Source organism: Mycobacterium sp. E2699, assembly GCF_001666745.1.
Lineage (GTDB): Bacteria > Actinomycetota > Actinomycetes > Mycobacteriales > Mycobacteriaceae > Mycobacterium.
Window position 1 is genome coordinate 1 of sequence record NZ_LZJH01000100.1, and the last position, 11,064, is coordinate 11,064.

An 11,064-nucleotide genomic window follows, 5' to 3' on the forward strand; every position below is an offset into this window, starting at 1 on the left:
GTGCCGCCGCCGCCGAAATCGAGCAGCCCGACCACTCCGGTCGCCGCCAGGCACAGCTCCGCGTTCGCCGCCGTCAGCGCCGCGATGGCATCGGAGACCAGGCGGGGCGCCATGCCGCTTCGCACGAAGCCCAGATGTGTTCGCAAGGCGTCGCGCAGCGCCTGCACGTTCGCGGGTTTCCAGTACGCGGGAACGGCAATCGAGATCTCCGAGGCCGCCGCGTCGGCCCCGGCGGCCCGCACCATGGCGTCCAGGGCTTCCACCGTGAGGAGGTCGGGGTCGTGCGCCGAGCCGTCGGGCGACACCAGCGCGACCGAGTCGCCGATACGCTCGATGAAGCCGCGCATCAGCACGCCTGGTTCGCTCAGCGGCGGATCCTCAGACGGCAGACCGATTTTCGGCGCGCAGTGCGGATACAGGGTCAGCACGGCGCGGCGTGAAACCGGCGGAGTTCCGTTACACGCAGCGACCAGGTTCGTGGTCCCGATCGACAACCCAACTGGGTCGTACATAGAGCGAATACCTTCGTCTACAGGGGTCGGTGGCCAGCGTTAACCATAGCCGCCGACACGCGGAAAGCCGATGGCTTGCAATGTCATTGGTATCCGCTCGATGTGAGAGCGTCATCGAATCGGGACCGGAAACCTATTGACAAACCGGCCAGATCGGGCGAAAGTGGCGCCGCGCTACACCACGGTCAGCGGCAGCGACCGCCTCGGCTGGAATTCGAACGACGACCCGCCACTGAATTTGGCCACCGACACCTCCGGCAGTTCGGCTGCGGCGGCGTCGGTTTCGAATAGCTCCGCGGTCCAGTCGGTGTCCGTGCCGTCGACCCGAACCGCAAGGCGCGGATCGACGGCGGTGGCGATCGCCTGCAGCGGCTGCACGGATGCCGGGGAGCACAGCGAGATCCAGGCGCCGTCGTCGTGCGCCGGCGACCGGTGCACGCTCAGCCGGTTGTCCGCGGTTTCGGCGACGACGTAGCCCGCCGGGTTGAGCAGCGGGTGCAACTCGAACACCTGTCGCGCTCCGTCGATCCCGCCCGGGAGGCCGAGCGCGCGGTGGATCCGCTCCGCCGCCAGCCCCGCCAGCCCGGTCAGGCCGCGGGTGCCCACCGAGACGGCCTGGGCGTCGTCGGCGGCCCTCGCCCGCACGGCGATGGCGAACGACAGGTACAGCAGGTGCATCTGCAGGCAGACCTCGTCGGCCATGCGGACCAGCGCCGAGTGCGAGAAGGCGCCGAAGTCGAGGTCGGACAGCAACGGACCCGAGTAGTCGGCATGCCCCTCGTCGGAAGAATCGATGGGGTCCAATTCCCAAGTGGCGGCGCGGGTTCGGCGAACGATGTCGAGCGCCGGGATGCCCTGCGCCTCGGGGTGCGACTCGTCGATGGTGACGGTCCAGGCGCAATGCGGCTGCCGGTCCGCGGGCACCCGCGGCGGCCGGTGGATCGGGCGCATCTGCGCGCGGGGGTTGGTCGCGACCGCGGTGGCGTCGAAGGTCGGGTCCTCGATGGTGTGGCACATGCCGAAGACGTACTCGTCGCCCATCGGCTCCACGTCGAGCAGCGCCCCGCAGTGGTCGAGCTGGAATTCGCCGTGCCAGCGGTCGTGGACGGTGTAGCGGAAATCCATGAATTGCGGCGGCGCGCCGATGTCGAGCTGCAGGCCCTTGAAGATGGTCGGCACGTCGACGCCCTCGTAGTTCAGCGCCCGCTGCATGCGCTTGGTGTAGACGGGGCTTGCGCCGGCCCACTCCTCGATGGCGATCTGCACCATCTCCTCGCGACCGAATTCCGTGATGCACCACGCCATGCCGGAGCGGTCGATCATGTGGCCGATCAACAACAGTTCGGGGACCAGGACGGAGAGCTCCTGACGGGACAACCGCGCGTAACGGGATCGGCTCACCGCCCAAAAATAGTCGGGTTTATGTTATAAAGTCAACAATGCCCTCATCCAGGTCCATTGCCCCCACCCGGCGCACCAGCGCGCCGCGCAAGCGCGGCGATGACACGCGCAGCAAGATCATCGACGAGACGGTGCGCTGCATCGTGGAGGAAGGGTTCGCCGCCGCCACCGCCAAGCACGTGGCCGAACGGGCGGGCGTGACGTGGGGAGTCATCCAGTACCACTTCGGCGACCGCAACGGCATGCTGATGGCGGTCGTCGACGACGGCGTGGCCAGGCTGGTCGACAGCCTGTCGTCGGCCAACGTCAGCGAGCTTCCGCTGCGCGAGCGCATCGAGGTCGTCGTCGACACCGCGTGGAGCTGCTACAGCAGCCCGACGTCGATGGCGGCCTTCGAGATCCTGCGTGCCACCCGCGGCGGCCCGGGCGCGTCGTCGCGGCGCCACCTGCTCGAAATGAACTCCGCGATCGGCCAGCTCGGCCGGCTGATCACCGACGACCCGGCCAATGCCGGTGTCGCCGCGGTGATTTGGGCCGCCCTGCGGGGTGTGGTGCTGGCGCAGATGGTCACCGGGACCGCGGTCGACTGGAGCCTCGAACGACGCGCCCTGATCGACATGGTCACGCGTGTGCTGCAATGACGGCCCAGGACGTCGCGACATATAACCTACGCACACGAAACGCCGATCCGGTTCGCAACCGTTTATATCTCGGCGAAAGCCCACGCTCTCCTACTGACCGCGGGCGCCCTCAACGTGTGTGCTGCAATGACGGGATGACCCCTCACGATGCGGCAGCCGACGTCGAAGCGATCAAACGGCTGAAGTACCGCTACCTGCGCGCTCTCGACACCAAGCACTGGGACGACTTCGCCGACACGCTGGCCGAGGACATCAAGGCGGACTACGGCCCGTCGATCGGCAACGAGCTGCACTTCACCAACCGCGCCGACCTGGTGGAGTACATGCGCTCGTCGCTCGGGCCCAACGTCATCACCGAGCACCGGGTGACGCACCCGGAAATCGATGTCTCGGGCGACACCGCCTCGGGCAGCTGGTATCTGCAAGACCGGGTGATCGTGGCGGACTTCGACTTCATGCTGATCGGCGCGGCCTTCTACCGCGACTCCTACCGGCGCACCGACGCCGGCTGGAAGATCAGCGGAACCGGCTACGACCGGACCTACGACGCGACAATGTCGTTGGCGGGCCTGGACTTCAAGGTCAAGCCCGGCCGCGCCTTGGCATAGCCCGGCCGCGCCTTGGCATAACCCGGCCACCCTTCGCCGAGCGTGAAGGCAGTGCGAAAAAATCCCGAAAAAGTCGCCGCGGCTTCACGTTCGGCGAACCCGGCCCGGCCTAATACTTGCCGAACACCATGGCCACGTTGTGGCCGCCGAATCCGAACGAGTTGTTGATCGCGTACTCGTAGCTGCCGTGCCGCGGCTCGCCCGCGACCACGTCCAGGTCGATCTCCGGGTCGAGGTTTTCCAGGTTGAGGGTCGGCGGAACCACCTGGTCCCGCAGCGCGAGCACGGTCAGGATCGATTCCACCGCGCCGACCGCGCCCACCGAGTGGCCCAGCGCGGCCTTGGGCGCGTACACCGCCGCGTTGCCGCCGTGCGGACCCAGCGCGTTGTTGATGGCCCTGCCCTCGGCCACGTCGCCCACCGAGGTGCCGGTCGCGTGGGCGTTGACGTGGGCGATGTCGCCCGGGGTCAGGCCCGCCAGCTGGATCGCCCGGCTCATGGCGTGCCCGGCGCGCTCGCCGTTGGGGTCGGGGGCCACCATGTGGTAGCCGTCGGAGGTGATGCTGGCCCCCATCAGCCGGGCCAGGATGTTGGCGCCGCGGGCCTTCGCGTGCTCCTCGGTCTCGATCATCATCACCGCGCCGGCCTCGCCGAACACGAAGCCGGTCCGGTCCCGGTCGAACGGGCGGCACGCGCCCACCGGGTCGTCGTTCTTGGTGGACATCACGATCCGCATCTGCGCGAACGCGGCGATCGCGACCGCCTCGATCTTGACCTCGACGCCGCCGCAGACCGCGACGTCGGCCTCGCCGAACACGATGCTGCGCCAGGCCTGGGCGATGCCCTCGGAACCCGACGCGCACGCGGACACCGGGGTGAGGACCCCGGCGCGGGCGTGCCGCTCCAGCCCGACGGCCGCGGCGGCGCCGTTGGGCATGTACTTCTGCACCGCGAGCGGCGACACCGCCTTCATCCCGCGGGCGCGCAGGTCGTCGTAGCTGAAGACGATCTGCTCGGCCGAGCCCAGACCCGTGCCGATGGACACCATCAACCGGTTCGGGTCGACCTCGGGCGAGCCGGCGTTCTCCCACACCCGGCGGCTGAGGATGGTGGACATCCGCTGCAGGTAGCCCATCCGGTGCCGTTCGGCGCGCGTCAGCCCCTCGTCGAACTCCTCCAGCAGGTGCCCGCCGATGCGCACCGGCAGGTCGTAGTGCTCGACGAAGGAGTCGTCGAGGGTTCGGATGCCGCTTTGGCGGTCCAGCAGCAACTTCCAGGTGGTTTCCGCGTCAGTTGCCAACGCGGTCGTCATGGCGATGCCGGTGACAACCACGTTCGGCAGCGTTTTCCCGGTAACCAGCTCTGTCATTGCGAAAGGCGCCTTCCGTGCTCGGGTGCTTCACGCAAGCGTCGCCCACGTCGGCGAATCATGCAAACACCACGCCGCCGGCGGGGTTATTTGGTAATCGCGATCACCGCGCCGGGCCGCAGCCAGCGGATGATCGACACCAGCGTGGGGTCGTCGATCGCGACGCAGCCCTCGGTGGGGGCGCCGTCGGTGGTGTGGAAGAAGAACGCCGAGCCGCCGCCGGGCACCTTGTTCTTGTTGACGCCCATCACCACCGCGTGCTTGTACTGCGGGATTTGCAGGTTCTCGCTGGCGGCCGTGCTGAACGGGCACTGCGCCTTCTGGCAGACCTGCATGCTGTTGAAGGTGGGGCTGTGGTCGTCGCCGCTCCACCAGTGGTTGGGTCCGACCTGCGTATAGGGCAGTCCCCCACCGGGATTCGGCGCGGTGCCGAAGGCCGAGTCGAGGGTGTACACGCCCATCGGCGTCGCCGGGACACCGCTGCGGGCCTGCGGCGCCATGCCCGCGGAGCCGACGTGGGTCGGGATGCCCGTCTTGAGGGTTTGCCAACCGGCCGCGGTGCGCTGATAGATGTCCATCGTCGCGTTGGAACCGCCGGTGCTGACCACCGAAACCACCTGCGTCGCGTTGCCGACGGAGTTCGCGAACCAGGGGCTGGCCGCGCCGCTGACGGGTGCCAGCAGCACCGCGGCGACGATCAGGCACGCCACCGCGCACAGCGAAGCGAGCAGCCGGCGCATGGATTCAATCGTCGGGCGACGCGAACCTCGGGGTCAAGTAAAGCTTTAGACCCGGTTGGATAACCGCGCCGTGACAACCGGCGCGTGGTCGGCCGGCGCGCTCGCGAAAGGCCGAAACACCAACAGGCACAACAGGAAATAGAGGTATCCCAGCGACCACCCCGCCAGCACGTCGGACGGATAGTGCACGTTCAGCGCCACCCTGGCGATCCCGACCAACAGCAGGCTGAGCGCCGTCAATACCACCGCGACGCGGCCGAGCGGGCGGCTCAGCAGCGGCAGCGCGAAGACGAGCATGGCCAGCAACGCCGACGTCGCCTCCAGCGCGTGGCCCGACGGAAAAGACCAGGAGGGCGCCGCCACCAGCATGGTCGACGGCCGGGGACGGTCCACCAGGCCCTTGGCCGCCCACGTCACCAGCCCGCTGAGCGGCGCACAGGCGAACAGCACGAGCGCGGCCCGCACGTGGCGCCGCACCAGCGCGACCACCGCCGCCACCATCCCCAGCAGCCGCAACGTGACCGGCCCCAGCGCGAACGACACCGCGTCCCACCAACTCACCCACATCGGGTGCTTGACGCCGATCTCGTGGGCGCGATTCAACAACGACCCGTCGAGGCGCTGCGGCCAAGCCCAGTGCCGGCAATAGCCCACCCACAGGACGGCGTAGATGAGCGCGGCGGCCAGGGCGACGCCCACGGCCCAGCCGGTCCGGGGGCGGGTCATCCCTCAACCGATACCAGCACCGCCCCGGCGGCGTCGCCGCGGCCGGTCATACTGGCGTCATGGCGGTCTTCGTCCGCAGGTTGTTCGGCATCGGCAAGCTGCCCGCCGACCTGCATGCGCAGGTCGAGGCGGAGGGCCTGCTCTACCTCGCCGACTATGTCGCGGTGACCCGGCGCTTCAAGGGAACCATCCCCGGCGTCCGGTTGCCGCACAGCGTCGCCAGCTACGTCGGCTCGCTGGCGTTCACCTCGGAGCGGGTGCTCGCGACGCTGTCGATGCTGCCCAAGCTGGCCGGGCCGACCGTCGACGCGCGCTGGGACGCACCCCAGACCGGCGCGGCCAAGGTCGAGATCTCGTCGACCGGTTTGCAGGTGCACGTCGATGTCGCCGGGGTCGACCCGAAGTTCAGCGGCGAACTGTCGCTGCACTACAAGGCGGCCATCCCGGCCGACGTGCTGGCCGGCCTGCCTCGGCGGTCCCTGGCCTTCGAGATGCCGCCCGAATACGTCTTCCGGGCGGTCGGCGTCACCTATTCTCCGTGATGGTCATCCGCGGCCAGGGTGGCTGCCGCAGCACCGCCAGGGTGCCGATCACCGCCGCGAGCAGGCCGGTGAGCACCCCGAGCAGCGCGATCCGGTTCTGATCGACGGCGGGCACCCAGCGGGCCTCGCCCCCACGCACGACGAACACCCCCAGCGGTTTGGCGACGGGGATCACGGTGGCGCCGTCGGCGGTCCGATACGGCTCTCCGTAGCCGCGCCCCTGGGAAGGCGACTGGTCGAGTACGTCGGAAAGCTTCATGGCGCGCTCCTTTCTGGGCTCGTCCCGGGTTCACGCTAACGCCGATTTCCTACGATGGCGGGTGTGACCGAACCGGCCTTCAGCCCCGAGGAGCGGCGGGCCGTGTATCGGGTGATCTCCGAGCGGCGCGACATGCGCCGGTTCTCGCCGGGCGGCGTGGTCCACGAGGAGGTGTTGGCGCGGTTGTTGCAGGCCGCGCACGCCGCACCCAGCGTCGGGCTGATGCAGCCATGGCGGTTCATCAGGATCACCGACGACTCGCTGCGCCGACGCATCCACGCCCTCGTCGATGAAGAGCGTCCGCGCACGGCGGCGGCGTTGGGAGAACGGGCCGAGGAGTTCTTGGCGCTCAAGGTCGAGGGAATCCTGGAGTGCGCCGAGCTTTTCGTGGCGGCCCTGTGCGACAACCGCGACAGCCACGTCTTCGGCCGGCGGACGTTACCGCAGATGGACCTCGCGTCGGTGTCGTGCGCAATCCAGAACCTGTGGCTGGCGGCGCGCGCCGAAGGCCTTGGCATGGGCTGGGTTTCCCTGTTCGACCCGCAACGGTTGGCCGCGCTGCTGGCGATGCCCGCCGACGCCGAACCGGTGGCGATCCTCTGTCTGGGCCCGGTGCCCGAGTTCCCCGACCGGCCGGCCCTGGAGCTCGACGGGTGGGCGTATGGACGGCCACTGCCGGAGTTCGTGTCCGAGAACGAGTGGGAATCGCGCCGAGCCTAACGCCCGGTGGACGCAAACGCCCTGCGGTATCGTCGCCGGTCGAGGTGACGGTATGACGGGCGAAGATGCCAGATGACGGTTAAAGACAACCTGCTGATCGTGCACTGGCACGACCTGGGGCGATATCTGGGTGCCTACGGCCACCCGGACGTGTCCAGCCCGCGACTGGACCGGCTTGCCGACGAGGGCATCCTGTTCACCCGGGCCCACGCCACGGCGCCGCTGTGCTCGCCGTCGCGCGGATCGCTGTTCACCGGGCGCTACCCGCAGAGCAACGGGCTGGTCGGACTGGCCCACCACGGCTGGGAGTATCGCAGCGGTGTGCGGACGCTGCCCCAGATGCTCTCCGAATCGGGTTGGTACTCGGCCCTTTTCGGTATGCAACACGAGACGTCCTACCCGAAACGGCTGGGCTTCGACGAGTTCGACGTGTCCAACTCCTACTGCGAGTACGTGGTCGAACGCGCCGAGGAATGGCTGCGGGACAGCGTCGAGAACCTTGCGGGCCAGCCGTTCCTGTTGACCGCGGGCTTCTTCGAGACGCACCGGCCCTACCCGCACGACCGCTATGAGCCCGCCGACGCCGCGCAGGTCGACCCGCCCGACTACCTGCCCGACACCCCCGACGTCCGCGGCGACCTCGCCGACTTCTACGGCGCGATCACCACGGCCGACACCGCCGTCGGCCGGCTGCTCGACGCGCTGGCCGAAACCAGGCTGGACGACAGCACCTGGGTGGTGTTCTTCACCGATCACGGGCCGGCGTTCCCGCGCGCGAAATCCACGCTGTACGACGCCGGAACCGGCATCGGCATGATCATCCGGCCCCCGGCGAGACGGGCGGTGCCGCCCCACGTCTACGACGAGCTGTTCAGCGGCGTCGATCTGGTGCCGACGCTGCTCGGGCTGCTGGGCGTGCATGTGCCGGCCGACGTCGAGGGGGTGTCACACGCCGACGCGCTGCTGGCGGCGGGCCCGCGCGGCGAAGCGGTCCGCGATCAGGTGTTCACGATGAAGACCTACCACGACTCGTTCGACCCCATTCGCGCGATTCGCACCAAGGACTACAGCTACATCGAAAACTACGCGGCGCGTCCGCTTCTCGACCTTCCGCTGGACATCCAGGAAAGCCCGTCGGGGCACGCGGTGGCGCCGTTCATCACGGGCCCGCGCCCGGAGCGCGAACTCTACGATCTGCGAACCGATCCGACCGAGACCGACAACCTGCTGACGGGTGACGCGGGCCCCGACGCGGACATCGAGGCGATCGCGGCGGATCTGGCTGTGCGCCTGCATGATTGGCGCCAGCGCACCGGCGACGTCATACCGTCGGAGTTCGCCGGCTACCGCATCGCCCTGCGTTACACCGAGACCTATCTGCAGATACACCGCATGAGGCCGAGCAGCCGGTCGGCGATCGCCGCCGACCGCGGCATCGCGGAGTAGGCGGCCACTAGCCGCCGGAGCGCTGGGCGCCGCCGACCTCGGCGACGATGAACACCCGCCGGAACGGGAAGATCGTGGTGCCGTCGGCGCGGGGCGGGTACGCGTCGTCGAGCAGTGGGATGAGCTCCTGGCGGAACTGCTCCCAGCTCTGGTCGTCGAGCCGCTCGCGCACCGGCACCAGCGCGGTGCCGGTGATCCATTCCAGCACCGGGTTCGCACCGGTCAGCTGATGCAGGTAGGTGCTCTCCCAGACGTCGATCTTGCATCCGGCGTCCAGCAGCAGATTGGCGTAATTCATGGGCGGCTGGACCACCGCTCCGACCCGAAAGGGTATGTCGCGCATGAGTTTTGCGTAGGGCTCGCGACGAGCCAGCGTACGCACCGTGGCATGGGACGGGGTTTCGAAGTTGCCGGGCATCTGCACGCCGATCCACGAGCCCGGCGCGAGCTGCCCGGCCCACCGCACCAGCAGGTCGGCGTGCTCGGGCACCCAATGCAGGGCGGCGTTGCAGATCACCACGTCGGTGTCGGCCTTGGGCTTCCAGTCCCGCAAGTCGCCGATGGTGGCGTCGATTCCGCGTTCCTTGGCCGCGGCGACCATCTCCGGTGAGCTGTCCACCGCCTCGATCACGGCTTCCGGCCAGCGCCGGGCCAGGTACTTGGTCAGGTGGCCCGGGCCGCAGCCCAGGTCGACCACCCGGCGCGCCTGGTTTGCGCCCACCCGCGACACCAGGTCGTAGAACGGGCGGCTGCGATGGTCAGCAAAGGCCAGATAGACATCGGGATCCCACATGTCGGTCCTCCTGATCAACACCAGCACGGGTCGGGCTGATTAGGTAAACCGTATTACCGCATGCGGCCACGGCGCCGACCGAGTGGGCGATAGCATCGCGGTTGTGACGCAGCGCGACCCGGATCCGGTCAATCCCCCGGTCCCCGTTCCGGACGTGCCCGGTGCCGACGTGCCGCCCGGCGCCGCCGGATTGCCGCCGCGCTCCGCGCTGTCGCCCCGTCAGCGAATGGTCGTCGAGGCGGCCGCCATCTCCGATCTCGCGCTGCGCACCGCGGTCGCGTCGGTGCTGACCACCACGGTCACGCCGGCCGTGCTCGCCACGGCCGCGCGCGCCGGCAGCGAACGCGACAGCCTGCGCTTCTACGCCGAGCTCGGCGCGGAACGCGATCCGGCGAAGTCGTTTCCGGCGCCCACCGACGTGCCCACGGTCTCGTCGCGGCCGGCCAACCGGCTCGCGGAGTGGATCGCACACGGCGCCGTCGACAACATCTCGTTCCCCAGCAGCTTCCGGGCGATCAACCCCGACTTGCGGACGCGGTGGAGTGCCTTGTCCGCCAACAACATCGTGCACGCCCAACACTGGCGTCACGGCGACGGACCGCATCCCACGCTGTGCGTCATCCACGGCTTCATGGGGTCGTCGTACCTGGCCAACGGGCGGTTCTTCACGCTGCCGTGGTACTACCGGTCCGGTTACGACGTCCTGATGTATACCCTGCCCTTTCACGGCCCGCGAGCCGAAAGGTATTCGCCCTTCAGCGGTTTCGGCTATTTCGCCGGCGGCCTCAGCGGTTTCGCCGAAGCGATGGCGCAGGCCGTGCACGACTTCCGGTCCATCATCGACTACCTGCGCCACACCGGGGTCGAGCGCATCGCGCTGACCGGGATCTCACTGGGCGGTTACACCTCCGCGCTGGTGGCTTCGGTCGACGACCGGCTGGAGGCCGTGATTCCCAACTGCCCGGTCGTGACGCCGGCGACGATGTTCGACGAATGGTTCCCGGCCAACAAGCTCATGGGGCTGGGACTGCGGATGTCCGGGATCAGCCGCGACGAGCTCATCGCCGGGCTGTCGTATCACTCCCCGCTGAACTACCGGCCGCTCCCGCCCAAGGACCGCCGGATGATCATCACCGGCCTCGGTGACCGGATGGCCCCGCCGGGGCAGGCGGTCACGCTGTGGGAGCACTGGAATCGCTGTGCGCTGCACTGGTTTCCCGGCAGCCACGTGCTGCACGTCAGCCAGCTGGACTACCTGCGGCGGATGACGGAGTTTTTGCGCGGGGTCATGTTCTAGAGCGTCGGAG

The 11,064-nt window shown here is 68.8% G+C and carries 12 protein-coding genes and 1 pseudogene; 6 read left to right on the top strand and 7 right to left on the bottom strand.

The window, feature by feature from the left end:
- Both A5696_RS18190 and A5696_RS18195 read right to left on the bottom strand, forming a co-directional pair.
- Positions 1-512 (bottom strand): annotated as a pseudogene (locus A5696_RS18190) (hypothetical protein); the annotation flags it as partial.
- 174 nt (positions 513-686) lie between these two features.
- Entirely contained in the window at positions 687-1,913 is a 1,227-nt protein-coding gene (locus A5696_RS18195) for a hypothetical protein (protein WP_067882033.1), read from the bottom strand.
- A gap of 38 nt (positions 1,914-1,951) precedes the next feature.
- Here A5696_RS18195 and A5696_RS18200 point away from each other — a divergent pair, with 38 nt between their 5' ends.
- Both A5696_RS18200 and A5696_RS18205 read left to right on the top strand, forming a co-directional pair.
- The gene (locus A5696_RS18200; RefSeq protein WP_067882036.1) at positions 1,952-2,554 is read left to right on the top strand and encodes a TetR/AcrR family transcriptional regulator; all 603 of its coding nucleotides are present in this window, start codon (positions 1,952-1,954) and stop codon (positions 2,552-2,554) included.
- A 116-nt stretch (positions 2,555-2,670) separates the two neighbouring features.
- Positions 2,671-3,162 carry a nuclear transport factor 2 family protein gene (locus A5696_RS18205; RefSeq protein ID WP_067882039.1) on the top strand — a complete coding sequence of 164 codons (492 nt, stop codon included), beginning with the start codon at positions 2,671-2,673 and terminating at the stop codon, positions 3,160-3,162.
- 109 nt (positions 3,163-3,271) lie between these two features.
- Here the strand turns inward: A5696_RS18205 and kasB are convergent, their stop codons facing one another.
- The 3 genes from kasB to A5696_RS18220 all read right to left on the bottom strand — a co-directional run bounded on the left by kasB (position 3,272) and on the right by A5696_RS18220 (position 5,997).
- Entirely contained in the window at positions 3,272-4,531 is a 1,260-nt protein-coding gene (kasB, locus tag A5696_RS18210) for a 3-oxoacyl-ACP synthase KasB (RefSeq protein WP_067882041.1), read from the bottom strand.
- An 86-nt stretch (positions 4,532-4,617) separates the two neighbouring features.
- Entirely contained in the window at positions 4,618-5,271 is a 654-nt protein-coding gene (locus A5696_RS18215; protein ID WP_067882044.1) for a L,D-transpeptidase, read from the bottom strand.
- A 45-nt stretch (positions 5,272-5,316) separates the two neighbouring features.
- The gene (locus tag A5696_RS18220) at positions 5,317-5,997 is read right to left on the bottom strand and encodes a phosphatase PAP2 family protein (protein WP_067882047.1); all 681 of its coding nucleotides are present in this window, start codon (positions 5,995-5,997) and stop codon (positions 5,317-5,319) included.
- Between the two features lie 59 nt (positions 5,998-6,056).
- On the opposite strand from A5696_RS18220, the gene A5696_RS18225 reads away from it, so the two are divergent.
- Entirely contained in the window at positions 6,057-6,539 is a 483-nt protein-coding gene (locus A5696_RS18225; RefSeq protein ID WP_067882050.1) for a hypothetical protein, read from the top strand.
- On the opposite strand, the gene A5696_RS18230 is transcribed toward A5696_RS18225, so the two are convergent.
- Positions 6,523-6,798, bottom strand: a complete 276-nt coding sequence (locus A5696_RS18230) for a hypothetical protein (protein ID WP_067882053.1) — start codon at positions 6,796-6,798, stop codon at positions 6,523-6,525. The genes A5696_RS18225 and A5696_RS18230 overlap by 17 nt on opposite strands.
- A gap of 54 nt (positions 6,799-6,852) precedes the next feature.
- On the opposite strand from A5696_RS18230, the gene bluB reads away from it, so the two are divergent.
- The gene (gene bluB, locus A5696_RS18235) at positions 6,853-7,518 is read left to right on the top strand and encodes a 5,6-dimethylbenzimidazole synthase (RefSeq protein ID WP_067882056.1); all 666 of its coding nucleotides are present in this window, start codon (positions 6,853-6,855) and stop codon (positions 7,516-7,518) included.
- A 72-nt stretch (positions 7,519-7,590) separates the two neighbouring features.
- A complete protein-coding gene (locus tag A5696_RS18240) occupies positions 7,591-8,964 on the top strand; it encodes a sulfatase (protein ID WP_067882059.1) in 1,374 nt (457 codons plus the stop codon).
- 7 nt (positions 8,965-8,971) lie between these two features.
- On the opposite strand, the gene A5696_RS18245 is transcribed toward A5696_RS18240, so the two are convergent.
- Positions 8,972-9,757 carry a trans-aconitate 2-methyltransferase gene (locus A5696_RS18245; protein WP_067882061.1) on the bottom strand — a complete coding sequence of 262 codons (786 nt, stop codon included), beginning with the start codon at positions 9,755-9,757 and terminating at the stop codon, positions 8,972-8,974.
- A 103-nt stretch (positions 9,758-9,860) separates the two neighbouring features.
- Here A5696_RS18245 and A5696_RS18250 point away from each other — a divergent pair, with 103 nt between their 5' ends.
- Positions 9,861-11,054 carry a S9 family peptidase gene (locus A5696_RS18250; RefSeq protein ID WP_067882115.1) on the top strand — a complete coding sequence of 398 codons (1,194 nt, stop codon included), beginning with the start codon at positions 9,861-9,863 and terminating at the stop codon, positions 11,052-11,054.
- The last annotated feature ends 10 nt before the right edge of the window (positions 11,055-11,064 follow it).